The 24,236-nt window shown below is 72.4% G+C and carries 21 protein-coding genes, 3 tRNA genes and 1 pseudogene; 13 read left to right on the top strand and 12 right to left on the bottom strand.

Annotated features, from left to right (window positions below):
• Positions 1–50 precede the first annotated feature (50 nt).
• The 4 genes from ABC138_RS11590 to ABC138_RS11575 are packed head-to-tail and all read right to left on the bottom strand — an operon-like array spanning position 51 to position 2,608.
• Entirely contained in the window at positions 51–809 is a 759-nt protein-coding gene (locus ABC138_RS11590; RefSeq protein WP_068322370.1) for an ABC transporter ATP-binding protein, read from the bottom strand.
• A complete protein-coding gene (gene cbiQ, locus ABC138_RS11585) occupies positions 806–1,570 on the bottom strand; it encodes a cobalt ECF transporter T component CbiQ (RefSeq protein ID WP_068322373.1) in 765 nt (254 codons plus the stop codon). The genes ABC138_RS11590 and cbiQ overlap by 4 nt, the downstream gene beginning before the upstream one ends.
• 1 nt (position 1,571) lies before the next feature.
• On the bottom strand, positions 1,572–1,877 hold the full coding sequence (locus ABC138_RS11580; protein ID WP_338537816.1) for a PDGLE domain-containing protein: 306 nt from the start codon (positions 1,875–1,877) through the stop codon (positions 1,572–1,574).
• The gene (locus ABC138_RS11575; RefSeq protein WP_245634853.1) at positions 1,874–2,608 is read right to left on the bottom strand and encodes an energy-coupling factor ABC transporter permease; all 735 of its coding nucleotides are present in this window, start codon (positions 2,606–2,608) and stop codon (positions 1,874–1,876) included. Before ABC138_RS11575 ends, ABC138_RS11580 begins: the two co-directional genes overlap by 4 nt.
• 44 nt (positions 2,609–2,652) lie before the next feature.
• Between ABC138_RS11575 and bcp the strand changes: the two genes are divergently transcribed.
• The 4 genes from bcp (at position 2,653) to ABC138_RS11555 (ending at position 4,885) form a co-directional block, all read left to right on the top strand.
• The gene (gene bcp, locus ABC138_RS11570; protein WP_068322382.1) at positions 2,653–3,123 is read left to right on the top strand and encodes a thioredoxin-dependent thiol peroxidase; all 471 of its coding nucleotides are present in this window, start codon (positions 2,653–2,655) and stop codon (positions 3,121–3,123) included.
• A 15-nt stretch (positions 3,124–3,138) separates the two neighbouring features.
• Positions 3,139–3,441: a DUF3618 domain-containing protein gene (locus ABC138_RS11565; RefSeq protein WP_068322385.1), complete on the top strand. Its 303-nt coding sequence runs from the start codon at positions 3,139–3,141 to the stop codon at positions 3,439–3,441.
• A 134-nt stretch (positions 3,442–3,575) separates the two neighbouring features.
• Positions 3,576–3,651: transfer RNA gene (locus ABC138_RS11560), tRNA-Lys, on the top strand.
• Positions 3,652–3,751: 100 nt separating this feature from the next.
• Positions 3,752–4,885 (top strand): sugar phosphate nucleotidyltransferase, encoded by a 1,134-nt coding sequence (locus tag ABC138_RS11555; protein WP_345913759.1) that lies wholly within the window; start codon positions 3,752–3,754, stop codon positions 4,883–4,885.
• Between the two features lie 6 nt (positions 4,886–4,891).
• Here ABC138_RS11555 and ABC138_RS11550 read toward each other — a convergent pair whose 3' ends face one another.
• Positions 4,892–5,743: a copper resistance CopC family protein gene (locus ABC138_RS11550; protein ID WP_338537818.1), complete on the bottom strand. Its 852-nt coding sequence runs from the start codon at positions 5,741–5,743 to the stop codon at positions 4,892–4,894.
• Between the two features lie 108 nt (positions 5,744–5,851).
• Between ABC138_RS11550 and ABC138_RS11545 the strand changes: the two genes are divergently transcribed.
• Positions 5,852–5,927 (top strand) — tRNA-His (locus ABC138_RS11545).
• Between the two features lie 94 nt (positions 5,928–6,021).
• A complete protein-coding gene (locus ABC138_RS11540; RefSeq protein WP_082807422.1) occupies positions 6,022–7,107 on the top strand; it encodes a phosphatase PAP2 family protein in 1,086 nt (361 codons plus the stop codon).
• Here ABC138_RS11540 and orn read toward each other — a convergent pair.
• A complete protein-coding gene (gene orn / locus ABC138_RS11535; protein ID WP_211596861.1) occupies positions 7,023–7,649 on the bottom strand; it encodes an oligoribonuclease in 627 nt (208 codons plus the stop codon). The two genes, ABC138_RS11540 and orn, sit on opposite strands and share 85 nt — an antisense overlap.
• Before the next feature lie 83 nt (positions 7,650–7,732).
• Between orn and ABC138_RS11530 the strand changes: the two genes are divergently transcribed.
• Entirely contained in the window at positions 7,733–9,298 is a 1,566-nt protein-coding gene (locus ABC138_RS11530) for a PrsW family intramembrane metalloprotease (protein WP_345913757.1), read from the top strand.
• Positions 9,299–9,316: 18 nt separating this feature from the next.
• On the opposite strand, the gene ABC138_RS11525 is transcribed toward ABC138_RS11530, so the two are convergent.
• Positions 9,317–9,994 carry a 4'-phosphopantetheinyl transferase superfamily protein gene (locus ABC138_RS11525; RefSeq protein WP_068322561.1) on the bottom strand — a complete coding sequence of 226 codons (678 nt, stop codon included), beginning with the start codon at positions 9,992–9,994 and terminating at the stop codon, positions 9,317–9,319.
• A 74-nt stretch (positions 9,995–10,068) separates the two neighbouring features.
• Between ABC138_RS11525 and ABC138_RS11520 the strand changes: the two genes are divergently transcribed.
• From ABC138_RS11520 to ABC138_RS11495, 6 genes are all read left to right on the top strand, one after another.
• Positions 10,069–10,145: transfer RNA gene (locus ABC138_RS11520), tRNA-Arg, on the top strand.
• 60 nt (positions 10,146–10,205) lie between these two features.
• A complete protein-coding gene (locus ABC138_RS11515) occupies positions 10,206–11,930 on the top strand; it encodes a dynamin family protein (RefSeq protein WP_068322564.1) in 1,725 nt (574 codons plus the stop codon).
• Positions 11,927–13,585 carry a YfjP family GTPase gene (locus tag ABC138_RS11510; protein WP_338537820.1) on the top strand — a complete coding sequence of 553 codons (1,659 nt, stop codon included), beginning with the start codon at positions 11,927–11,929 and terminating at the stop codon, positions 13,583–13,585. Before ABC138_RS11515 ends, ABC138_RS11510 begins: the two co-directional genes overlap by 4 nt.
• Positions 13,586–13,737: 152 nt before the next feature.
• Positions 13,738–14,322 carry a single-stranded DNA-binding protein gene (gene ssb, locus ABC138_RS11505; RefSeq protein WP_345913756.1) on the top strand — a complete coding sequence of 195 codons (585 nt, stop codon included), beginning with the start codon at positions 13,738–13,740 and terminating at the stop codon, positions 14,320–14,322.
• A 46-nt stretch (positions 14,323–14,368) separates the two neighbouring features.
• A complete protein-coding gene (gene ettA, locus ABC138_RS11500; RefSeq protein WP_345913755.1) occupies positions 14,369–16,051 on the top strand; it encodes an energy-dependent translational throttle protein EttA in 1,683 nt (560 codons plus the stop codon).
• 113 nt (positions 16,052–16,164) lie between these two features.
• A complete protein-coding gene (locus tag ABC138_RS11495; protein WP_345913754.1) occupies positions 16,165–17,466 on the top strand; it encodes a polysaccharide pyruvyl transferase family protein in 1,302 nt (433 codons plus the stop codon).
• A 136-nt stretch (positions 17,467–17,602) separates the two neighbouring features.
• On the opposite strand, the pseudogene ABC138_RS11490 reads toward ABC138_RS11495, so the two are convergent.
• The 5 genes and pseudogenes from ABC138_RS11490 to ABC138_RS11470 all read right to left on the bottom strand — a co-directional run.
• Positions 17,603–18,040, bottom strand: a pseudogene (locus tag ABC138_RS11490) (O-antigen ligase family protein); the annotation flags it as partial.
• A 641-nt stretch (positions 18,041–18,681) separates the two neighbouring features.
• Positions 18,682–19,941, bottom strand: coding sequence for a glycosyltransferase (locus tag ABC138_RS11485; protein ID WP_345913753.1), 1,260 nt, complete (start codon positions 19,939–19,941; stop codon positions 18,682–18,684).
• Position 19,942: 1 nt separating this feature from the next.
• Entirely contained in the window at positions 19,943–21,250 is a 1,308-nt protein-coding gene (locus ABC138_RS11480) for a polysaccharide biosynthesis C-terminal domain-containing protein (RefSeq protein WP_345913752.1), read from the bottom strand.
• A complete protein-coding gene (locus ABC138_RS11475; protein ID WP_345913751.1) occupies positions 21,247–22,011 on the bottom strand; it encodes a hypothetical protein in 765 nt (254 codons plus the stop codon). Before ABC138_RS11475 ends, ABC138_RS11480 begins: the two co-directional genes overlap by 4 nt.
• A complete protein-coding gene (locus ABC138_RS11470) occupies positions 22,008–24,182 on the bottom strand; it encodes a glycosyltransferase (RefSeq protein WP_345913750.1) in 2,175 nt (724 codons plus the stop codon). Before ABC138_RS11470 ends, ABC138_RS11475 begins: the two co-directional genes overlap by 4 nt.
• Between the last annotated feature and the right edge of the window lie 54 nt (positions 24,183–24,236).

Below are 24,236 nucleotides of genomic sequence, written 5' to 3'. Positions count from 1 at the left end.
TCCTCGTGTCACCAACCTCATGCCCCGCAACACCTAGGGGAATGCAGACGTCAGCGGCGCGTGCGGGCCGGCACCGACCGCGGGTCGAACCCGTAGGGGAGCTCGAGGCGGTGGGTGTGCATGAGCTCCTCGTCCGCCAGGACCTCCGGTGTCGCGCCGTCCGCGACGACCCGCCCGCCGGAGAGGACCACCGACCGCTCGCACAGCTGGAGGGCGTACGGCAGGTCGTGGGTCACCATGAGCACTGTGATGTCCAGCCCGTCGACGATCTCGGCGAGCTCGCGGCGCGAGGCGGGGTCGAGGTTGCTGCTCGGCTCGTCGAGCACGAGGATCTCCGGTCGCATCGCGAGGACGGTGGCGACGGCGACGCGGCGCTTCTGCCCGAAGCTCAGGTGGTGCGGCGGCCGGTCCGCGACCTCGCTCATGCCGACGGCACCGAGGGCCTCGGCGACCCGCCGGTCGACCTCGTCCGCGGGCAGCCCGAGGTTGCGTGGCCCGAAGGCCACGTCCTGCGCGACCGTCGTCATGAAGAGCTGGTCGTCGGGGTCCTGGAAGACGATGCCGACCCGGCGGCGCACGTCGAGCAGGTGCTCACGCGTCACCGGGAGCCCGGAGACCGTGACGTCCCCGCTCGTCGGGACGAGGATCCCGTTGAGGTGCAGCACGAGCGTCGTCTTGCCGGCGCCGTTGGGGCCGAGCAGGGCCACCCGCTCGCCGGGGTGGATGTGCAGGTCGACGCCGTCGAGGGCGGAGTGCCCGTCCGGGTAGGTGTGCCGCACCCCGCGCAGCTGGATGACCGGTGTGCTCATCCGAGCATCCTCGCCGACAGGGCGATGACGGCCGCCGCCAGGGGGACGGACATCGTCGCGGTGAGCACGCGCGGCGCGACGGGGGCGGTGGGCCCGGCGTGCACCCGGCCGTCGTGCCCGCGGGCGAGCATGGCCAGGTGGACCCGCTCGCCGCGCTCGTAGGAGCGGATGAACAGGGCCCCGGCCGTGCCGGCGAGGACCGGCCACGAGCGCAGCCCGCCACCGCGGAACCCCCGGGACTCCCGGGCCACCCGCATCGAGCGCAGCTGTGCGGTGACGACCTCGGTGTAGCGGACCATGAACCCCAGGATCATCACCAGCTGGCTCGGCAGCCGCAGCCGGGCGAGCCCCGAGACGATGTCGGCCGGCTCCGTGGTCGCGGCGAGCAGGAGCGATGCGCCGACCCCGAGCGTGGCCTTGGCGAGCAGCGTCCAGGCGCCCCACAGGCCCGCCTCCGAGAGCGTGAGCGGTCCGACCTCGACCCGTGGGCCGGTGGCGACGAAGGGCATGAGCGCGGCGAAGAGGAGGAAGGGCACCTCGACGAGCAGCCGTGGGGCCAGGTGCCGCACGGGCACCCGCGTCACGACGAGCACCGTGAGCAGCACGAGCGCGTGGGCGCCGAAGGCCCAGAAGGCCTCCCGCGGCGTCGCCACGACGAGCACGACGAAGAGGAAGGTCGCGAGGATCTTCAGGTGCGCCGGCGCCCGGTGCGCGGGGGAGTGGCCGTGGTGGCTCAGCGCATGACCGTGCGGACCGCCCACCTCAGTCGCGCCGGCGGGCGAGGAAGCGCAGCACGAGCCACATCACCGCGCCCGTGAGGACGACGCCGACGACCCCGGCCAGCCCACCGGAGAGGAAGCCGTCGTCGACCCCCTTCGTCCCGTAGTCGGCGAAGGGGGAGTCCGCGGACCCGTGCTCGTCGGCCGACCCCGAGAATCCGAGGGTCCCGGCGACGTGCTCGAGCCCGTCGGGGTGCGCGGAGGCGTAGTAGCTCGCGACGCCCGCGAGGAGCAGGCAGAGGACGAGCCCGGTCACGACGAGCGTGCGTGTGGAGATGCGGGACCTCACGGGGCGACCTCCTGCGGGGCGGCGGCGGGGGCCGGCGACAGGCCCCGCGCCCCGTGGACGAGGTCGGGGCGGACGGAGACGACCGCGGAGACGACGAGGAAGGTGATGACCGTCTCGCCGATGCCGATGAGCAGGTGCCAGGAGAGCATCGCGGTGAGCAGTGCACCCGCGTCGACCGGGGCGGTGCCGCCGACGACGAAGAGCCCGGCGAAGACCGCGGCGACGGCCGGCACCGAGACGAAGGCCCCCACGGCGGCGGCCGCGGGCACGCTCGCCGGGCGCGAGGGCAGGACCCGTCGCGCGAGGGCGAAGAGGACCCAGCCGACCCACACGCCGACGATCGCCATGAGCGTGACGTTGGTGCCGAGGGCCGTGAGCCCGCCGTCGGCGAACACGAGGGCCTGCACGAGCAGGACGACGGTGACGCAGAGGGTCGCCGTCCACGGCCCGACGAGGACCGCGGCGAGGGCACCGCCGAGCAGGTGGCCGGAGGTGCCGCCTGCCACGGGGAAGTTGATCATCTGGGCGGCGAAGACGAAGGTCGCGACGAGCCCGGCGAGCGGGGCGACCCGGTCGTCGAGGTCACCACGGCTGCGACGCAGCGCCAGTGCGACGCCACCGACCGCGACCGCGGCGGTCGCCACGGAGGTCGGGGCGTCGAGGAAGCCATCGGGCACGTGCATCTGGTGCTCCTCGGGGGGCAGGTCGCTGGGATAGGTTGGTGCAGACATCCGACCTTATTGCATCTCATGTGCAACTGGATTGCGAGGTACTCGTGGGCGAGCGACTCACACCGGGCGACCGGGCACCCGACTTCACCCTCACCGACGACACCGGCGCAGAGGTCTCGTTGAGCGACTTCCGCGGCAAGCGCGTCATCGTCTACTTCTACCCGGCGGCGATGACCCCGGGCTGCACCACGCAGGCGTGCGACTTCAGCGACTCGCTCGAGGCCCTGCGCGCGGCGGACACCGAGGTGGTCGGCATCTCGCCGGACGCCCCGGACAAGCTCGCGAGGTTCCGCGAGCGCGATGGGCTGACGATCACACTGCTCTCCGACGCCGACAAGGCGGTCATGACCGCCTGGGGCGCCTATGGTGAGAAGAAGTTGTACGGCAAGGTCGTCGAGGGAGTGATCCGCTCGACGGTCGTCGTCGGAGCAGACGGCGTGGTCACCCACGCCCAGTACAACGTCAAGGCGACGGGCCACGTGGCCCGCATCCGCCGCGACCTCGGCATCGAGTAAGGACGGAATCCTCACGTGAGCAATGACAACCCGAGCACGACCAGGCTCGAGAACGACATCATCACGACCCGTGACCGGCTCGCGCAGACGATCGACGAGCTGTCGGTGCGGGCGGCCCCGAAGAACGTCATCGAGCGGCAGAAGGCGCAGGCCAAGGCCTCCTTCGCCCACGCCACGCGGACGGAGTCCGGTGAGCTGCGCATGGACCGCGTCGCCATCGCGGCGGCCGCGGTCGTGGGCCTCGTCGTCCTCCGGGCGATCGCGGCCAGCCGCAAGCACAGGAAGTGGGAGAAGCAGCGCGCCAAGCGCTCTTGGTGACCCCTCACCACGACGGCGAAGGGCGGTGCTCCAGCGGGGGTCCCGCCCTTCGTCATGTGCCGGACACGTCCCGGCAGCCCTGTCGCGGAGTCGATTTCATCTCGCCGCATCGTGGTGCTAATGTTTCTCCTCGCGCGCCAATAGCTCAATTGGCAGAGCAGCTGACTCTTAATCAGCGGGTTCGGGGTTCGAGTCCCTGTTGGCGCACCACCCACGAAGGACCTCACCGGTTGATCCGGTGGGGTCCTTCTTCGTCCCGGGTCGCAGCAGCGGTGCTACCTTCGCTGGCAGTCGAGCAGAGGGAGACGACATGCAAGGTCCGAGGGTGCTGGCCGTCATCCTGGCCGGGGGCAAGGGGTCCCGGCTGGGCGCGCTCACCGAGCACCGGGTCAAGCCCGCGCTGCGCTTCGCGGGCACCTACCGGCTCATCGACGTCGCGCTGTCCAACCTGGCCAACAGCGGCATCACCGACGTGTGGATCGTCGAGCAGTACCTGCCGCACTCGCTCAACGAGCACCTGGCCAACGGTCGGCCCTGGGACCTCGACCGCAACCGGGGTGGCCTGCAGATCCTGGCGCCCTTCAGCGGCGCGACGGGCGAGGGCTTCGCCGAGGGCAACAGCGACTCGCTGTGGCGCCACCGCAGGCGCATCGCCGCGAGCGGAGCCGACGTCGTCCTCGTCCTGAGCGCCGACCACCTCTACACGGCCGACCTCAGGGCGGTCGTCGACGAGCACGTCGCGACGGGCGCCGACCTGACGGTCGTCACCACACGCACCGCGGGGGACGCGAGCCAGCACGCCGTCGTCGAGTCCGACGACGACGGGGAGGTGACCGGCTTCGACTACAAGCCCGACGAGCCGAGCACCGACGTCGTGGCCACCGAGATCTTCTGCTTCACGACGGACGAGCTCACGGGGGCTCTCGAGCGCCTGCATGACGAGCTCGGCGGGCTCGGCGACTACGGCGAGGACCTCGTCCCGTGGTTCGTCGAGCACCGCTCCACGCGCGCGGTCGCGTTCGAGGGCTACTGGACCGACATGGGTACCTTGGCGTCGTACTGGCGCGCGCACATGGAGCTGGTCGACGGCACGGGGGTGGAGCTGGACGACCCCGACCGACCGATCCACTCGGCCCAGCCGCAGCTCGTGCCCGCCCGGGTGGCCGCCACCGGTCAGGCCGTCGAGAGCCTCCTGTCGCCGGGGTGCCGGGTCGCCGGCACGGTCCGGCACAGCGTCATCGGTCCCGAGGTGGTGGTCGAGGAGGGCGCCGAGGTGCTCGACTGCGTCCTGCTCGACCGCGTGCACGTCACGAGCGGCGTGCGCCTGACGGGCTGCGTCGTCGACGTCGGTGCCCGGCTCGAGGGGGCCGACCTGGGTGACGCGTCGAGCGTCACGCTCGTCGACGCCGACGCCTCGGTGGGGGCGGTCGAGGACCGCCCCTGACGGGCGTCAGCCGCGCCACTCCTCGAGGTGGATGTCCTCGTCGTCGCCGTCGTCGCCGCGCCGACGGGCGAGCAGCCCGACGACGGCGCCCACGACGAGCAGGCCGCCGATGATCGCGGCCCACACCCACGTGGGGACGCCACCGTCGTCGCTCGTGTCGTCCTGGGCGGGGACGGCGGCCGTCGTCGAGGACGAGGTGGGGCGCTGCGAGGGCTCGGTCTCGCCGTCACCGGTGGTGGAGGAGGAGCTGGAGCTCGTCGTCGAGCTCGGCTCCGAGGTGCTCGACGACGTCGGCTCGCTGGTCGACGAGGACGGCGCGGTGGCGGAGGTCGTGCTCGGCGCGGACGTGCTGGCCGTGGGCGCGCTCGTCGAGGACGAGCTGCTGGTGGTGGTGGTGGTGCTCGTCGCGGGTGGGGTGCCCTCGCCGCCCGGCTCCTCGACCGGTCCTTCGTCACCGCCGGGCGGGGCGTAGCGGAAGGACAGCGACCCGCTGATCGGGTGCCCGTCGGCGCTCACGACCTTGTAGGAGACCTTGTAGGTGCCGGCGGGCAGCGAGGACTTCAACGGCTGGTAGACCGTCGCACCGTCGACCTCGAGCTCCCCTTCCGTCGCGTCCGTCGACCCGGACGTGACCGTCACCTGGTTGAGACCGCTCTTGATCGGCTCGTTGAACCGCAGCATCACCTCGGGTGGGGTAGCGGTGAGGGTCGAGCCGTCGCGCGGGCTGGAGTTGTCCAGGCGCGCGTGCGCTGAGGCCGGCCCGGCCGTGGCGACCAGTGCGGCGAGCATCGCTGCGAGAGCGATGATCGCGGTGATGACGGGGACGAAGGGGGGAGCGGAGCGGTGCGGTGTGGTCACCGGCCCATCGTGCCTGATCGGCCTGCGTGCGTCCGGGAGGTGGGTGGTCACGAGCACCCTTCGGGAACAGGTACGATGGTCCGCGCTGCCTGAGACAGGCAGAACTTGGTGGGTATAGCTCAGCTGGTAGAGCATCGCGTTGTGGTCGCGAGGGTCGCGGGTTCAAGTCCCGTTACTCACCCCAAGGGCGAAGGGCCCCCGGTGCGCCGGGGGCCCTTCGTCGTCCTCTCGACGCCTGGATTTAACCTTGTCGTCCATTTCAGGCCATAGTGGTCGTGATGCAGACCGTGCGCTCGTGGCCCTACTCCGTCGCCGTGGTCGTCTCGGTCCTCGTCGGGGCGGCCGCGGTGGCCGGCACCTCCTCGCTCGGGATCCCCCTGAAGGACCCGGAGGGCTTCCTGGGCCCCGCCTACGTGCGCCTGCCCCTGCTGGCACTCGTCCTCTTCGGCATCGGCCTGGTCTTCGCCGGGCTCCGGCGCCGCGGGGTGCGACAGCTGTGGCTCGGCATGGGCGAGGTCGTGCGCCACGAGTGGAGCCTGCGTCGCCTGGCCTACGTCGGCACCGGTCTGGTCACCTTCTACGTCTGCTACGTCGCCTACCGCAACCTCAAGAGCGTGCTGCCCGTCCACCGGGAGGGAGTCCTCTACGACCACCAGCTGCACGCCGTCGACCAGTGGTTCCTCGGCGGCAGCGACCCGGCCGTGGTCCTCCACTCGGTCCTCGGGGTGGACTGGACGGCAGGTCTGCTCTCCTTCGTCTACCTGCTCTACCTGCCGTTGGTCCCGGTGAGCCTCATGGCGGTCCTCGTCCTGAGCCGTGACGTGGCGGTGGGGGCGTGGTACGCGACGGCGCTGAGCCTCAACTGGGTCCTCGGCACGCTCAGCTACTACGTCCTTCCGGCGCTCGGCCCGGTCTACGCCAGGCCCAGCCTGTACGCGGGGCTGCCGCGCACCGAGGTGGCCGACCTGCAGCAGGCCCTGCTGAGCAACCGGGTGGAGTTCCTCGCCGACCCGCTCACGAGCGACGCCATCCAGGGGGTCGCGGCCTTCGCGTCGTTGCACGTGTCGGTGACCTTCGCCCTGGCGCTCTTCCTCCACCGCACCAGCCCGGCCCGCTACCTGCGCCTGGCCGCGTGGACCTTCTTCGGCCTGACCTTCGTCGCGACCCTCTACTTCGGTTGGCACTACGTGCTCGACAACCTCGCCGGGGTGCTCGTCGGTTACCTCGCCGTGGTGATCGGTGCCCGGGCCACCGGCCAGCACCGCCGGGCGCGGAGGTCTCAGCGCACCTGGTGGCGCGCGGCGATCTCCTTCAGCTCGGCGCTCTCCAGCCCGGGCTGCGGCCGGAAGACCGCCTCGCGGTAGTAGCGCAGCTCGGCGATCGACTCGACGATGTCGGCGAGCGCGCGGTGGCCGCCGTTCTTGTCCGGCGAGGCGAAGTAGGCCCGCGGGTACCAGCGGCGGGAGAGCTCCTTGATCGAGGAGACGTCGATCATCCGGTAGTGGAGGTGGGCCTCGAGGGTCGGCATGTCCCGCACGAGGAAGGCGCGGTCGGTCGCCACGCTGTTGCCGCCGAGCGGCGCCTTGGCGGCGTCGGGCACGTACTCCTTGATGTGTGCGAGCACGGCCTCCTCCGCGTCGGCCATCGTCGTGCCCTCGGCGAGGACGTCGAGCAGGCCGGAGCTCGTGTGCATGTCGCGCACGAAGTCGTTCATCTGCGCCAGCGCCGCCTCCGGCGGACGGATGACGATGTCGATGCCTTCGTCGAGCTGGTTGAGCTCGTAGTCGGTGATGACGGCGGCGACCTCGATGAGCGCGTCGCGCTCGAGGGAGAGTCCCGTCATCTCGCAGTCGATCCACACGATGCGGTCGGACGAGGCCTGGGTCGAAGAAGTCACGGCGATCACCCTAGCGACCCGCCGGGCGTCGTCCCCGTCACGGGGAGTCCTACCCGCCGACAGGGCCCCCCGGCCGGGTTAGCGTGTCGCCCATGAGCGCGACGCCCCCTCCGCCCCCGCCCGGCCGGCCGCCGGCCCCAGCGGGCCCCCCGCCGCCGCCCCCGGGACGGACCGCCGGCGCGTCCGCGACCCCGCCGCCGCCGTCCGTGACCCCGACGCCCCCGCCGCCGCCCGGACAGCCGCCGGCCCCGCCGTCGTCGAGCCGCCCGGCGGAGGACACCCTCTCCCGACGCGTGCTGCGTCGCTCCGCGCCGGACGAGCCGGAGTGGTTCCGCACCGCCTCGCGCTCGATCGCCCTCGCCGAACAGGAGGCCAGGACCGACTCGCGCGCGAAGGTCCTCGCCCAGCAGCAGGCCTACGAGGAGCAGCAGCGGGCTGCGCGCCTGGCTGCCCAGCAGCAGGCCGCCGCCGCGCAGTACCAGCAGCACCAGGCGTGGCTGCAGCAGCAGCAGTACACCGCCCACTACGTGACCGCCCAGGCGCAGGCCAACCCCACGCCGCGCCCGACGCTGCGGACCTGGCTGCTCGGCGGCACGGTGCTCATCGGCTCGCTCGTGCTCGTCCTGCTCTTCGCGCTGTACTACGGGTTCGCCTTCGGGGTCATCCTCACGCTCGTGTCGCTGGTCGCCGCGCTCATCCCGCTGTGTCTCGTCCTGCCGATCTTCCTGTGGCTGGACCGCTTCGAGGCGGAGCCGCTGCGCTACCTCGTCACGGCCTTCCTCTACGGCGCGCTCGTCTCGACCTTCCTCGCGATCTTCGCCAACACCCTCGGCGGGGCGGTCATCAGCTCGTTCGCCTCGTCGCCGCAGGACGTCAGCACCCTCACCGCGGTGCTCGTCGCCCCGCCGGTCGAGGAGACGACGAAGGGGGTCTTCATCCTCGTCATGTGGTGGTTCATGCGGCGTGAGTTCAACGGGCTCACCGACGGCGTCGTCTACGCGGGCATCGTCGCGGCCGGCTTCGCCTTCACGGAGAACATCCAGTACTTCGCGGGGGCGGCCACCGAGGCCGGCGCCGCGGGCTTCGGCTGGACCTTCGTCCTGCGCGGTCTCGTCACCCCCTTCCTCCACCCGATGTTCACGTCGATGACGGGCATCGGCATCGGCGTGGCAGCGGTCTCCCGGTCGATGCCGGTCAAGATCATCGCCCCGGTCCTCGGGTGGTGCGCGGCGGTGCTCCTCCACGGCCTGTGGAACCTCAGCGCCTCCACCGGGCTGGTCGGCCTGGGCATTGGCCTGGTCGTCGGCTTCGGTGCCTTCGTCAGCTTCGTCTGCTTCGTCGTGTGGACCCGCAAGCGCGAGGGGCGGGTCATCGGCCAGCACCTCATGGCCTACGTCGACACGGGCTGGATCTCGGGCGACGAGGTCGGGATGCTCGCGGACATGAAGGCCCGCCGCCAGGCGCGCCAGTGGGCCAAGTACCACCGGGGGCCGGGTGGGTTGAGCTCGATGCGCAGCTTCCAGGACTGCGCCTCGGAGCTGGCGCTGCTGCGCTTCCGGATGCTCAGCCACGAGGCCGACCCGCGCTCGCTCGAGCGTGAACGGGTCCTGCTGGACTCGATGACCGCCCGACGGCGGGAGTTCGCCGGCGCGGTCTGACCGCGGTCGACGCGATCCTCAGGTCGTGACGACCTCGAGGGGCTCGTCCGTGAGGGCTGCGACCGCGGCGCGGTGGCTCGCGGCGTCGAGCGTCACGTCGGCGAGCGAGATCCGCGCCGGTCGCGGCTCGGTGGCCCGCCAGTCGACGAGGAGCGCGGCCTCCAGCGGCCCGGAGACCAGGACCTCGGCGGGGTCGACGACCAGGCCGTGACCGGTCGCCTTGAGGACCGCCTCCTTGCGGGCCCACACCCGGGCGCGGGCGACGAGCAGCTCGTGGCCCTCGAGGCCGTCGAAGCCGGCGACCTCCTCGCGCGCCAGCGTGGCCCGGGCGAAGCTGTCGAAGTCGGCATCCGTCAGGTCCTCGGTGTCGACCCCGACCTCGACCCCCTTCGCCACCGCCACGACGGCGACCTCGGGGGTGTACGAGAGGGAGAAGTGCCAGCCGTCGCCCTCGACGAGGACCGGTTTGCCGTGGAGGTCGCTGCGGCAGGTCGTGCACCGGCGCTCGAGGACGAGCCCGGCGGGGTCGCGCTCGACCAGCTCGCCGAGGACCCGTCGCACGAGCGCGTGGCCCGTGACGAAGGGGGCCGGCTGCCGCTTGCGGTGCGCCCGGGACATCTCGCCGGGGTCGAGGAGCGCCAGATCGGCGGGGGAGTGGCCCACCCCCGCCTCACGGACCAGGACGCGGACGGACATGTCCCGATCATGTCAGGTCGCGACGCTCACTACACTGGGCTCCGCCCGTGCGTGGACACCGCCACGCCGGGCGTGCCTCCGTAGCTCAGCTGGACAGAGCAAGGGCCTTCTAATCCCTAGGTCGCAGGTTCGAGTCCTGCCGGGGGCGCCACGCGCCGTCACGCCGAGCGTTCGGGCAGGACAGCCGGGCGCACGTATATAGGGTGGGCGCATGGCTGAGATCTCGAGCGCGAACGGGGCGGACGCCGGCCTGCTGCAGCGGGTGACGAGCCTGCGCGACGAGGTGGCTCGCAGCCGGCTCACGCTGGACCTGCCGAGCACCCGCGCGGCGCGGACGGAGCGGCAGGCGCTCCTCGACCAGCTCGACGACTACGTGATCCCGCGCCTGTCCTCGATGGACGCGCCGCTGCTCGCCGTCGTCGGTGGCTCGACCGGCTCCGGCAAGTCGACGCTGGTCAACTCGATCCTGCGCCGGGAGGTGAGCCGGTCCGGGGTGCTGCGCCCGACGACGACCAGCCCCGTGCTCATCCACCACCCCGACGACGAGCGGTGGTTCCGCGACGCGCGGGTCCTCCCTTCCCTCGCCCGCGTCACCGGTGGCGCCGGCGCCGACCCGCAGCCCGGGACCGTCCGCCTGACGCCGTCGCCGACACTGCCCCCGGGCATGGCGATCCTCGACGCACCCGACATCGACTCGGTCGTCTCGGCCAACCGCGAGCTCGCCGCCCAGCTGCTCGCGGCCGCCGACCTCTGGCTCTTCGTGACGACGGCCGCCCGCTACGCCGACGCCATCCCGTGGCGCCTGCTGCAGCAGGCCTCCGAGCGGGGGACCGCGGTCGCGATCGTGCTCGACCGGGTCGACCGGCCCGCGATGGCCGACGTGCGCACGCACCTCGTCGACATGCTGCGCGACCACGGCCTCGAGACCGCGCCGGTCTTCACCGTCCCCGAGACCGACCTCGACGACGACGGCCTGATCCCGGAGCAGGACATCGAGCGGGTGCGCGCCTGGCTCACGGCGCTCGCCGGCGACCAGCGGGCCCGCTCGATCATCATCCGGCAGACCCTCCGGGGCGCGCTGCGCTCGCTCGACGGCCGCACCCGCGCGCTCGTCGACGCCGCCCAGAGCCACCGCGACCAGACGGACACCCTCGCCCAGGCCGCCTACGACGCCTACGACAAGGCGGAGGAGGGCGTCACCGAGGGCATGAAGGACGGGCAGCTCCTGCGCGGAGAGGTCCTCGCCCGGTGGCAGGAGTTCGTCGGGACCGGTGAGTTCTTCCGCAAGGTGGAGAAGGGGGTCTCGCGCCTCCGCGACCGCGTCACGGCCGCAGTGGGCGGAGGCCCCCCGCCGTCCGCGGAGCTCGACCAGGCCCTGCACACTGGCGTCAGCGCGCTGCTCATCGCCGAGGCCGACGCCGCCGCGAGCACCGTCGCCCGGACGTGGCGCTCGACCGAGGCCGGCCCGGTCGTCCTCGACCAGCACCCCGAGCTGGCGCACTCCTCGCGAGGGCTCGAGGGCGAGGTCGAGCGGCTCGTGCGCGACTGGCAGGGCGATGTCCTCGACATCGTCCGGGCCGAGGGCGGCAACCGGCGCACCAACGCCCGGATCGCCGCCTACGGCGTCAACGGCATCGGCCTCTTCCTCATGCTCGTGTCCTTCGCGCACACCGGGGGCGTGCTCGTCGCGCCCGAGGTCGCCATCGCGGGTGGGACCACCGCGCTGGCGCAGAAGGTGCTCGAGGCGATCTTCGGCGACCAGGCGGTGCGCGACATGGCCAAGAAGGCCCGCCAGCTGCTCCTCGAGCGGGTCGAGGACCTCTACACCGCGGAGCGGTCGCGCTACACCGACGTCACCGGTGACCTCGCCGTGAGCGAGGCGCAGCTGCGCCGGCTGCAGCAGGCCGCTGCCGCGGTCGGTGAGGGCACCCGATGAGCCCGCGCAACCCCCTTCGTCGTGGCGGTGGGGACGCCTCCGCGCTGTCCGTCGAGGAGCTGACCGCCCGGGCCGACGCACTCTCCGAGGCCCTCGAGGCCGGGGGCAGCCGACTCGAGCCGCAGCCGGCCGGCCGGGCCCGCGAGGTCGTCGCCAAGGTCTCCGAGCGGACCGCGCTCGTCGGCGGGCACACGGTCGTCGCGCTCGCCGGGGCGACCGGCTCCGGCAAGTCCTCGCTCTTCAACGCCCTCGTCGGCGCCGACGTGGCCCGGGTGGGCCAGCGGCGCCCGACGACGTCCACGCCGACCGCCGCCGTCTGGGGCGGTGAGCCCGCCGGCGAGCTGCTCGACTGGCTCTCCGTGGGCACCCGGCACCAGGTGCAGGAGGGTGCCTCCGACCTCGACGGGCTCGTCCTGGTCGACCTGCCCGACTTCGACTCGCGCGAGGCCGCCCACCGCGAGGAGGCCCGGCGGGTCCTCGAGCTCGTCGACGTCTTCGTCTGGGTCACAGACCCCCAGAAGTACGCCGACGCCGTGCTCCACGACGACTACGTCGCGGTGCTGCGCGAGTACGGCGCCGTGACGATCGTCGTGCTCAACCAGGTCGACCGGCTGCGTGGGGAGGGCCAGGCCCAGGTGGCCGCCGACCTCTCCCGGCTGCTCGAGCGCGACGGCCTGCAGACCCACGAGGTCATCGGGACCTCCACGCGGACGGGGGAGGGGCTCGAGGCCCTGCGCACCCGCCTCGCCGATGCCGTCCAGCACTCCGATGCCGCCCGCCACCGGCTCGGCGCGGACCTGCGCACGGCCGCAGAGGGCCTGCGTGCGTCGGTGGCCGATCGGGAGGCAGCGATCCCCGACCGCTCCCGCGGGGAGCTCGTCGACGCCCTGGCCCGCAGTGCGGGCGTCCCGACCGTCGTCGAGGCCGTGGCCCGGGACTTCCGCATGGAGGCCTGGGCGCGCACCGGCTGGCCCTTCACCCGCTGGGTGCGGGCCTTCCGGCCGGCGCCGCTCAAGCGGCTACGGCTCGACCGCACGAGCGACGGGACCCCGGACATCACCGAGCAGGACGTGCGCGCGGTGCTCGGCCGCTCCTCCATCCCGCCACCGGCGCCCGCGGCCCGCGCGAGCGTCGACCTCGCGGCCCGTCGCATCGGCACCGCCGCCGGCGAGGGTCTGCCGACCCGCTGGGCCGACGCGGTCGCCGATGCCGCGAGACCTGCCGACCACGACCTCGCCGACGAGCTCGACCAGGCCGTCATGCGCACCCCCCTGCGCAGCCGCAAGCCGATGTGGTGGACGGTCTTCGGGCTGCTGCAGGTCCTCCTGGCGATCACCGCCGTCGTCGGCCTCGTGTGGCTCGTCGTCATCGCGCTCGCCGGCTGGCTGCAGCTGCCGGAGATCCCGACCTTCGACGTCGGGCCCTTCGCGACCCCCTTCCTGCTGCTCGTCGGCGGGCTGCTGGGTGGGCTGCTGCTCGCCGCGATCGCCCGCTGGCTGGCGAGGATCGGTGGTCGCAAGCGAGCCGGGGTCGTCGACAAGCGGCTGCGCCGCTCCATCGGCGAGGTCGCGGACGCCCGGGTCATCGAGCCCGTCGAGACCGTGCTCGGCGAGCACGCCCGAGCTCGCGCGGGCATCGAGCGCGCCCACGGCTGACCGCGGCTCCGCAGCCGTCGTGCACAGGGGGAGGGTGACCCGCCCGGTCGTCCACAGGGAGTGACTCGCCCCGTCGCGCCCGCTGGTCCGGCGCGACGCTGGTCCCACGGACCCACCCGATCGCAGGTGGGCGCACAGGGATGGGACACGAGATGAACGAGACCGAGATCACCGTGGGCGGCCGGGTCGTCGCCGACCCCGAGCACCGCACCACGCGCAACGGCATCCAGTTCACGATCTTCCGGATCGCGAGCACGGTACGGCGGCGCAGCCGCGAGGGCGTCTGGGTCGACGGGCCGACGAGCTTCTACAACGTCGCGACCTACCGCGCGCTGGGGGTGAACGCCCACCAGTCCCTCGGCAAGGGTGACCCCGTCGTCGTCCACGGGAGACTGACGATCAACGACTGGCAGCGCACCGACGGCTCGTGGGGCTCGTCTGCCGACATCGAGGCGATGAGCGTCGGGCACGACCTGACCTTCGGCACGACCGAGTACTCCAAGGCGCAGCGAGGCGCCGGCGACGCCGAGGCCCTGGCCGCCAGCGAGGCGGGCTTCGACCGGATGCGCACCCGCATGGAGGAGTCCGACGGACCCGGGTGGGGCACGGCGCACCCGGCGCCGGCTCAGGGCCCGGCGGGCGAGGTCGTGGACGAGAGCACCGGCGAGGTGCTCGACCCGACGGAGGCGGACGGGCAGGGCGCCGACGAGGCGGAGGAGGTCGCCGTGCCGGCCTGACGACGGTGGATTCGGGCGTGGGGGCGGGAGTGGATAGCCTGCCCCCATGGCCGACTACATCTACACCATGGTCCGCGCGCGCAAGGCGCACAACGAGAAGGTCATCCTCGACGACGTCTCGATGTCCTTCTTCCCCGGTGCCAAGATCGGGATGGTCGGCCCCAACGGGGCCGGCAAGTCGACCATCCTGAAGATCATGGCCGGGCTCGACCAGCCGAGCAACGGCGAGGCGAGCCTCAAGCCGGGCGCGACCGTGGGCATCCTCCTCCAGGAGCCGCCGCTCAACGAGGACAAGACCGTCCTCGGCAACGTCGAGGAGGGCGCTGGCGAGATCAAGGCCAAGCTCGACCGGTTCAACGCCATCTCCGAGGAGATGAGTGAGCCCGACGCGGACTTCGACGCGCTCATGGAGGAGATGGGCAAGCTCCAGGAGGAGATCGACCACGCCGACGCGTGGGACCTCGACTCCCAGCTCGAGCAGGCGATGGACGCCCTGCGCTGCCCACCGCCGGACAGCCCGGTCACCAACCTCTCCGGTGGTGAGCGTCGGCGCGTCGCGTTGTGCAAGCTGCTCCTGCAGAAGCCGGACCTGCTGCTCCTCGACGAGCCGACCAACCACCTCGACGCCGAGTCCGTCCTCTGGCTGGAGCAGCACCTCGCGGCCTACGCGGGTGCCGTCGTCGCCGTGACGCACGACCGGTACTTCATGGATAACGTCGCGCAGTGGATCGCTGAGGTCGACCGCGGCCGTCTCTACCCGTACGAGGGCAACTACTCGACCTACCTGGAGAAGAAGCAGGAGCGGCTGCAGATCCAGGGCAAGAAGGACCAGAAGCTCGCCAAGCGACTGAAGAACGAGCTCGAGTGGGTGCGCTCGAACCCCAAGGCCCGCCAGACCAAGAACAAGGCCCGTCTGGAGCGCTACGAGGAGATGGCGGCGGAGGCCGACCGGACCCGCAAGCTCGACTTCGAGGAGATCGCGATCCCGCCGGGCCCGCGCCTCGGCAGCAAGGTCATCGAGGTCCGGGACCTGACGAAGGGCTTCGGCGACCGGGTGCTCATCGAGGACCTGTCCTTCTCCCTGCCTCGCAACGGCATCGTCGGCATCATCGGCCCGAACGGCGTCGGCAAGACGACCCTCTTCAAGACGATCGTCGGCTTCGAGCAGCCGGACGCCGGCGTGGTCGACATCGGTGACACGGTCAAGCTGTCCTACGTCGACCAGAACCGTGGCGGCATCGACCCGGAGAAGAACGTCTGGGAGGTCGTCTCCGACGGGCTCGACCACATCCAGGTCGGCCAGGTCGAGATCCCCTCGCGCGCCTACGTCAGCCAGTTCGGGTTCAAGGGCCCGGACCAGCAGAAGAAGGCCGGTGTCCTCTCCGGCGGTGAGCGCAACCGCCTCAACCTCGCGCTCACCCTCAAGCAGGGCGGCAACGTGCTGCTCCTCGACGAGCCGACCAACGACCTGGACGTCGAAACCCTGGGCTCCTTGGAGAACGCGCTCCTGGAGTTCCCCGGCTGCGCCGTGGTCATCTCCCACGACCGGTGGTTCCTCGACCGCGTCGCGACGCACATCCTCGCCTACGAGGGGACCGACGAGAACCCGGCCTCCTGGTACTGGTTCGAGGGCAACTTCGAGGGCTACGAGGCCAACAAGGTCGAGCGCCTCGGGGCGGACGCCGCGCGTCCGCACCGCGTGACGCACCGCCGCCTGACCCGCGACTGAGGGCGCCGCGAGGCAGGGGCAGCGCAGCTCGTCCGACCCTGCCGTCGTCGCCGCCCCCTGGGTAGGGTGTGGCCATGGTCATACCGCCGGCTCGGGACTGAGCACACACGGCCATGACGCATGTGCGGCAGGTCGGGCTCGTCGGCGGGGTCGGTGGCGGAAACACCGGCAACGAGGTCAGTCTCGCCGTGGTCCACGACCAGCTGGCTGCCGCACGGCCCGACCTGCGGTTCGCGGTCGTCACGCCGATGCCCGACGGTGCCCGGGCCCGCGGGGTGGTCCACGGCGACGAGCCCGTGCTGTCCTTCCGAGCCGACCGCACGCGCGGCGGTGCACGGGCCGTGCGGCTCGGGCGAAGGGTCGTCGCCGAGCTGCGTCACGTGGGTTCGGTCCTGGGGTGGATGGGCTCGCTGGAGGCCGTCGTCGTCTGCGGCACCGGGGTCCTCGACGACCTCGAGGAGCCGCCGTGGGGGATGCCGTGGTCGCTCTTCCTCTGGGCGGCCGCCGCGCGGGCGCGGCGACGCCCCTTCGTGCTGCTGGCCGTCGGGGCCGGGCCCATAGGGAGCCGGGCCAGTGCGCTGCTCTTCCGAGCGACCGTGAGGCTGGCGTCCGAGGTCACCTACCGCGACGCGGACTCGCTGCGCACCATGGCCGACCTGGGCGCGGCCCGTCCCGACGCGCGGGTGACCTGCGACCTCGCCTTCGGCCGCGCGGTCGGCTCGGTGGCGCCCGCGCAGCCCGGACCGGGGATGCGGGTCGCCGTCGGCATCATGGACTGGAGGGGCTGGTCCGGTTCAGGTCGGGGCACGGAGCAGTACCTGGACATCCTCGCGGAGGTCGTCGTCGGGCTCCTCGACCGTGGCTGCCGGGTGGTGCTGACGGTCGGACAGCCGGTCGACGTCGAGCCCGCGCGGGAGGTGCGCCGGCGGGTCCTGGGGGAACGTCCGCAGGCCCGGCTGCCCCTCTCCGACGTCGGCAGCTTCGACGAGCTGGTCGAGGTGGTGCAGGGCGTCGATCTCGTCGTCGCGACCCGGTTCCACACCGTCGTCGCCGCCCTCGCAGCCGACCGCGCGATCGTGTCGGCGGGCTACGCACCCAAGAACCGCGCCGTCCTCGAGCGGGTGGGCCTGGACCACGCCGACCGGCCCGTGGACGAGATCGACGCGGCCTGGGTCCTCGGCGAGGTGGACGCCGTCGCGGAGGGCAGGGCTCCGTGGCGTGCCGACCGGCAGATCATCGCTGGCTGGGCACGCCTCGTGCGTGACGAGATCGACGGGCTCGCCACCCGGATCGACCGAGCCACCAGTCAGCAGCGGCGTGTGGTGGGTCTGGTGACACCGACCAGCCGGTGGCGATCACGGCTCCGGCGACCCAGAGCGTGGTGGTCTCGTCGAGGAGGTTCTCGGTCAGCGTGACCGTGACGAGTCCGAGCGCGACGGCCGCCGCCGCCTCGAAGGCGGCGCGTGCCTCGCCCTCGCGCTGCCGGAGTGCCCGGCCGGCCTCGCGGAGCGTGACGGTGACCCCGATGGTGACGGCCACGAGCGCCACCATCCCGACCGCGCCGAGCTCGACCCAGGTCTGGACCCACACGTTGTGCGGGAGCAGGCCCTCGCTGCGCATCGTCGGTACCACGCCGAACCCGATCCCCGTCAGGGGGTTGAGCCAGCCCAGGGGCGCGAGCGCCTGCCAGTAGCCCCATCGCCAGGCGAGTGAGCTCTCAGGCGCCCCGGGGGGCGGGGGCGGCGGATCCCAGATGTCGACCACCCGCTGATTGAGACTGGGTGTCAGCGCCACGACGACGACACACACGGCGATGACGACGGGCAGCCAGCGCCGGTCCCTGCGATAGGCGATGACGAAGGCACCGAGGGCCACGGCGATCCATGCGGCCCGTGTGTAGGTGAGCAGGACGACGACGCCCGTCGCCAGCGTGCCGCACCCCCAGAGGAGCCGGTGGCCGGACCGGGACCACACGAGACGTGCCAGCATGAGGACGCAGAGCACCGCCGCGTACTTGCCCAGCACGCTGGGGTGCACGAAGGGCCCGGTGACCCGGGAGAGGCCGGTGTCGCTGTCGACGGGAGAGGTCCCCGTCATGACCTGGACGATGACATGGCCGCACACGATGACGGCCGAGGCAGCAAGCGCTCGGTGGACCGCGGACGAGGTCAGCTGCCGGCTGCGCACGAGCTGCTCGATGACGACGAACATCAGCACGCCTGCGGTCAGCCGCGCCGCGCTGGCCGCGGACAGGGCCGGCACGTGCGAGCTGAGCGTGCTCAGGGCCGCGGCCCCGACGAAGCCGAGGAGCGCCCACACGGCGACGGAGGGACGCCGCAGCTGGTCCGTGCGCCACTGCGACCACAACCACCACCCGGAGGCAGCGATGAAGATCAGCCCGATGGCAATCGCCGACCCGTGGCCCACCGCGTCGAGCTCGGGTCGCACGACGAGCAGGAGCAGCGCCAGGGCAGCGAACTGACGTACCGCGAGCACCGCCGCAGTGACGACGACGAGGGCCGCGACGACGAGGACCACCACGGAGAAGAGGTCGACACCGACCCGTACGGAGGCGATGCCGGCGATGCCGGCACCCAGGCCGATGACGGCGGCGTACCCGGTCCGGCGGGTCACGACCGCACCCCGTGGGTCGCCTCGCCGTACACCGCCGTGAGGCGGGCGAGGTGCTCCTGCGTCGTCGTGCTGCGTCGACGCACCTCGTCGACGAGCGCGGCGCTCCCGGCCAGCCGGGAGCGAAGTGCGGTGTCGAGGGTGGCAGCCCACGCGTCGACGTCGTCGTGCCGCACCGTCCAGCCGCTCGCCGGGCCGACCATCTCCGGCATGCCGCCGACCCGCGACACGACGGCCGGCACGCCGGCCATGAGGCTCTCGCGGAGGGCGAAGGGGGAGTTCTCGTGGCACTGCGACGGGTGTGCGGTGACGATCGCGCGGTCGAGTGCCCGGCGCACGCCCGCGGCGTCGGTCACCCCGGGCAGGTCGACCCGGGGGATGCCGTCCGCCGCGATCATCGATCTCAGCTCGCCGGCCTGGCTCCCTTCGCCGATGAGCTCGACCCGCACCTCCGGGTGGAGGTGCGCGATCCGCCGCCACGCCTGCAGCAGCACGTGTGGCCCCTTGAGCGGGACGAGCCGGCTGGCGAAGACGATCGCGTCCCGCGGACCGTCCGAAGGGAGCACGTCCTCGCCCTGCGAGCGCCACGGCAGGTCGAGGTACTCGACCGCTGCGGCCGGCCACCCCTCGTCGGCGATGACGCCTCTCATGAAGTCCGACGGCGCGAGGATGCGCGGGCCGGACCGTCGCCACTGCGGGGCGGAGACGAGCTGTTCGGCGGCACCGAGGACGCTGACCGCGAGGCTGCCCTTCATGCACCGGCGCCGCACGGGGGCGAGGGCGCGGTGCAGCGGTGAGCGGCCGACGCAGTCGGTGCAGATGGTGCCGTCCGGATCGCTGAAGAGGGTCTGGTTGGCGCACACCAGCTTGTACTCGTGGGCGGTGAGGACGGCGGGGAGACCCGCCTCGCGGACGGCTCGTACGACCGATGACGTCAGCTGGTAGCAGGTCCCGTGGAAGTGCACGATGTCGGGACGGTGCTCGCGGATCGCTCGTCGCATCGTGACCCCGGCCTCCGGCGACCACACCGACACGGCCGCGCTGCGCCAGCGGTCGGGGGAGCCGGGCTCGAAGGACCGACGCCGGGTGAACCACGTGGGCGCCCCCGACAGGTCCATCGGGGACCGCCCCGGTGGCGGCGTCATCGCCACCACCCCGACGTCGTGGCCGTCGGCGACGAGGGAGCGCACGAGCCAGCCCACGTAGGTCTCCACGCCGCCGACGTGGTGCGCGAACTTGCTGACCTGGAGGATGCGCACGTCAGGCCCCGCTCCGGGCCCGCAGGAGTCGGCTGCGCAACCAGTCCATGTCCCGGCGCAGCTCACCCGGCGACAGGACGGCCCGGACGGACAGGCCGATGTGGCGCGCCACGAGCCGCTCGCCGAGGACGAAGACGGTCGTGTAGCCGACCGTGCTCATGATCGCCGCGCCCAGTATCCCGTGCCGGGGGACGAGGAGGACCAGCCCGACGAGGAGCACGATCGTGCCGCCCACGTGGGCCACGCTGGCCCACCCGGGTGCCCCGAGGCCCTGAAGCGTCGCCATGAGGGCCATGCTCGCGGAGAAGAGCACGATACCCGGCAGCATGAGCCACAGAGCGGGGACAGCGGCGGAGAACTCGTCGCCGTAGACGAAGGGGATGACCCACGGTGCCGTGGCAGCGATGGCGAGGATGGCGAGGCCACCGCCGACGAGGTTGATCCTCAGCCCGCGCTCGAGCGCGCCCCGGGCCGCGGGCCCATGACCGGCAGCCGTCAGCGGGAAGATCACCATGGCCACGCTCCCGAAGAGGGAGACGACCATGGAGGAGACGTTGACCGCGATGGAGTAGTAGCCGATCTGGGAGGCGCTGACGAAGGCTGGCAGGACGAGTGAGTCCAGTCGGAGCGCACTCAGGCTGATCCCCTGCATGCGGAACCCGTACCCGAGGGACGCGCGCGCCAGCCGGCGATCGCCACGGGTGATGCCCTCCGCCACGAGGCCGACGACCGCCACGGTGAGTGCCACCCCGTAGCTGGCCACCTGGGCCGACAGGACGGTCACCGGGGTGAATCGGTCGAGACCGAGCAGGGTGAGGAGCGTGAGCACGTAGGTCGCGGGCTGGGTGATGCGCACGACTCCGAGGAAGCGGAAGCGGTGGCGGGCCATGAGCATGGCCCACATCGCCTCGGTGGTGAGGACGACGGGGATCGCGCAGAGAAAGATCCGCGCGATCAGCTTCGTCTCGTCGTCCTGCGCGGCGAAGCCCACGGGGACCAGGAACTGTGCGATGCCGACACCGAGCACCCCGAGGACGGGCGCCATGGTGAGGGTCGTGCCGAGCACCCGGCGCTGGTCGGCGCCCCGGCCCTGCAGGAAGATCATGCCGTCGGCGAACTTGAGGTTGGAGGCCCAGGTGAGCGTCAGTGTCCACGTGCTCACCGCGGCGACGACCCCGCGTCCGTCGGCGCCGAGGAAACGGGCGGTGAGCACACCCGAGACGAGCCCCAGGAGGATCGTCGTGCCACTGGTGGCCAGTGTCGTGGCGAAGGCCCGTCCGGTGGACGGGCGGCTCTGGTCGGTGGTCACGCCGACGACCGGGTGTCGCCACGCTCTTCGTGACGCCGGCGCCTGCGGACGGTGAGCAGCGCGAGGGCACCCCCAGTGAGGACCAGGGCCGCGAGCCCGCCGGCGACGCTGGCGCGGGCCCGGGTCGAGGTCGTGCTCATCGGGCTGGTGTCCACCTGGAGCGACGAGGCCCGGTCCGCGTTGCGTCGTTGGGCCACCTGGATGCTCTTGAGCGATGAGGTGGCGTCGGCGACGATCTCCCCGACGCGGTTGAGGGCGGCCGTGTCCGCCGGGGACGCAGGGCCCCTGCCCCCCTCCGACTCGAGCGACTTCCGGGCGAGCTCGGCACCGGCGACATCGGCATCCAGCTGCTGCTCGATGCCGTCGGAGACGTCGTCGAGGGCATGGCGCACCTGTCGGCGCAGACCGCTCTCGGCCGCGTCCGCCGTGCTGGCCACGTACGTGACCCGGATGATCGTGCCGTTGCCGACACGAGAGGAGTCGACGAAGGCCCCCGGTGCGTCGGGGTCGCCGGCCACGTCGCCCGTACCCACGTCGTCGCCGTAGGCCGAGGTGAAGTCGGCCGCGTGCGTCGCCACCTCGTAGTTGGAGAAGGTGCCGATGAGCGGGGCGATGTTGACGTCCGCCGTCGCACGGACGGTGGCCGGTGACCACCCCGCGGTCCCGGACCACGTGACGGCTGCCGCCACGCCGGCGGTGACGACGAGGATGGCGGCGGAGCTGACGGAAGGTCGTCTGACACCGCGGGACGGTCCGGTCATGCCGACCCGCTGGCCGGGCGGAAGCGTCGACGGGCGGGACGGGCGAGCACCCGCTCGAGGTAGTGGGCGGTGAAGCGTGCGCTCCCCCGCAGGCCCCGGGGACTGCGCAGGACGTCGCGGGCGGTGCCGGCGGCCTCGCGGCGTCGCCCGTCGGCGAAGAGGCTGCGGATCCGCAGGATCCTCGTGCGGACGAGCTCGTCGCGCACGGCCCGCAGGTGCCGTGGATCGTCGCTCGACTGCAGTTCCCTCTCGAGGACCGCCACGGCCCCGTCGAGCTGCCGGGTGAAGTCGCCGACGCTGTCGGCGGCGTCGTGGATGCGGTAGGCGATGACGGGGCGCTCGACGTGCAGCGCGGCCCCTCCCGACCGGGAGAGCGCGAGAGCCAGGTAGCGGTCGTAGGCCGTCGCGGCCCAGTCGGGGCGTTCGCTCCAGTCGACGGCGCGACGACGCAGGACCGCGGCCACCATGAGGATGTCTCCGCGCGCCGCCACGTCGTCGAAGGCGGGCAGCCTCCCTTCCGGCACCCGGCGCCGGTCGACCATCGCGTGCATCGGGTGCGTGCGAGGCAGCGGCAGACCGTCTGCGTCGACGAGGTCGACGTCAGCGAAGCAGACGGCAAGGGACGGGTCCTCCAGCATGGGTCGCACGAGCTGCTCGAGCGCGTCCGGGCGGAGGACGTCGTCGTCGTCGACCTCCATGACGAGGTCCGTCGTCGAGTCGATGAAGCCCTGCCAGACGTTGCCGAGGATCCCGAGGTTGGACTCCCGCGGCACCCAGCGGAAGCGCGCATCGGCGAGCTCGTCGACGACCCTGCCCACCTCCGGCTGGGCGGCGTTGTCGCAGACCACGACGGTGAAGTCGGCGAAGGTCTGGGTGCGCAACGCCTCGAGACAGGAGCGCAGCATCTCGGGCCGACGGTAGGTCGGCACGACGATCGTCACCGCGGGTCCCGCCGCTCGCACGTCAGCGGCCGCCCACGGTCGGGTCCCGGGCAGCCCGGAGGCGCGGCGCCACGGCGACGAGGGGTCGCGTCGGCCGGAGTGCCTGCCTCGCTGGGAGACGCCCTGGGCCAGGTCGGCGCACAGGTCGGCGTAGCCCGCCGCCACCTTGTCCCAGTCGTAGCGCCGGGTGCAACGCTCGACGAGACGTCGTCGCCGCTCCGTGTCGGCGTCCGGTGCGGCGTCGATCCGGGCGATCGCCGAGGCCAGCGTCTCGACGGTGTCGCCGAAGAACCCGTCGTCGCCGAGGACCTCACGGTTGAAGGGGTTGTCGTGGGCGATCGTCGTGGCACCGGCGCCCATCGCGCGGAGCAGCGACGGGTTGGTCCCGCCGACGGAGTGCCCGTGCAGGTAGCTCGCCGAGCCCGCGTACAGCTCGTCGAGCAGCTCAGGGTCCCAGACGCCCCCGAGCATCCGCACGCCCGGCGTCTGCTCGGCGGCGGACCTGACGGCAGCCTCGTACTCGGAGGCGTAGGGGATGCTGCCGACGACGGCGAGGGGCAGGTGGGCGCCGCTCGCCCCGTAGGCCCGGATCATCTCCAGCACGTGGTTCTCGGGCTCGATCCGCGCCACGACGAGGTGGTAGCGACGACGCTCGAGGCCCACCTCCGCCAGCCGGGCGGTGGGAGCATCCGCGATGACCGCGGTGCCGTACTCGAGCAGCGCGGTGCCGGCGTCGAACTCGTCGCGGTAGTACTGCTGGATGCCGGGGGAGTCGGCGATGAGCGCGTCGGCCCACCGCACGGCGGCCGCCTCGGACAGGCGGTAGAAGGTCTGCCCGGCGGGCCCCCACTTCGCCCGCCGCCACTCGAGGCCGTCGACGTGGACGGCCACGGGCAGACCCCGTAGGTGCAGCAGGGGCAGGGCGAAGGTGTTGGCGGCGTTGAAGACGAGGGCGACGTCGTGGCGGGTGCCCGACGCTGCGACGTGCAACGCGGACAAGGCGGTGTGCGAGAGCGTCTCGAGGGTCTTGCGGCGGATGCACGGCAGGTGCACGAGCTGCATCCCGGCATGGGTCGTCCGCGGTGCAGCCGAGTCGTCCGCCGGGCGGCGGCAGTAGACCGTGACCTCGTGCCCCGCGTCGGCGAGGCGACTGCCGATCTCCTCGACGGCCGTCTCGAAGCCCCCGTAGTGCGCCGGTACACCTCGTGTCCCCAGCATCACGATGCGCATACCCGCTCCCCGTTCAGCTCTGTGTGGGCCTCCCCATTCAGCACGATGTCGCCA

The sequence above is a fragment of the Janibacter sp. LM genome (assembly GCF_039631275.1).
GTDB classification, from domain to species: Bacteria; Actinomycetota; Actinomycetes; order Actinomycetales; family Dermatophilaceae; genus Janibacter; species Janibacter terrae.
This window is presented reverse-complemented; position numbering and strand designations above follow the sequence as displayed.

Excerpts from the sequence above, each read along its gene's own strand:
- ABC138_RS11555 (WP_345913759.1), top strand. The coding sequence starts at position 3,752 with ATGCAAGGTCCGAGGGTGCTGGCCGTCATCCTGGCCGGGGGCAAGGGG.
- ABC138_RS11540 (WP_082807422.1), top strand. The coding sequence starts at position 6,022 with ATGCAGACCGTGCGCTCGTGGCCCTACTCCGTCGCCGTGGTCGTCTCG.
- ettA (WP_345913755.1), top strand. The coding sequence starts at position 14,369 with ATGGCCGACTACATCTACACCATGGTCCGCGCGCGCAAGGCGCACAAC.
- ABC138_RS11530 (WP_345913757.1), top strand. The coding sequence starts at position 7,733 with ATGAGCGCGACGCCCCCTCCGCCCCCGCCCGGCCGGCCGCCGGCCCCA.
- ABC138_RS11590 (WP_068322370.1), bottom strand. The coding sequence starts at position 809 with ATGAGCACACCGGTCATCCAGCTGCGCGGGGTGCGGCACACCTACCCG.
- ABC138_RS11495 (WP_345913754.1), top strand. The coding sequence starts at position 16,165 with ATGACGCATGTGCGGCAGGTCGGGCTCGTCGGCGGGGTCGGTGGCGGA.
- ABC138_RS11515 (WP_068322564.1), top strand. The coding sequence starts at position 10,206 with ATGGCTGAGATCTCGAGCGCGAACGGGGCGGACGCCGGCCTGCTGCAG.
- ABC138_RS11475 (WP_345913751.1), bottom strand. The coding sequence starts at position 22,011 with ATGACCGGACCGTCCCGCGGTGTCAGACGACCTTCCGTCAGCTCCGCC.
- ssb (WP_345913756.1), top strand. The coding sequence starts at position 13,738 with ATGAACGAGACCGAGATCACCGTGGGCGGCCGGGTCGTCGCCGACCCC.
- ABC138_RS11470 (WP_345913750.1), bottom strand. The coding sequence starts at position 24,182 with ATGCGCATCGTGATGCTGGGGACACGAGGTGTACCGGCGCACTACGGG.
- ABC138_RS11575 (WP_245634853.1), bottom strand. The coding sequence starts at position 2,608 with ATGTCTGCACCAACCTATCCCAGCGACCTGCCCCCCGAGGAGCACCAG.
- ABC138_RS11525 (WP_068322561.1), bottom strand. The coding sequence starts at position 9,994 with ATGTCCGTCCGCGTCCTGGTCCGTGAGGCGGGGGTGGGCCACTCCCCC.
- ABC138_RS11510 (WP_338537820.1), top strand. The coding sequence starts at position 11,927 with ATGAGCCCGCGCAACCCCCTTCGTCGTGGCGGTGGGGACGCCTCCGCG.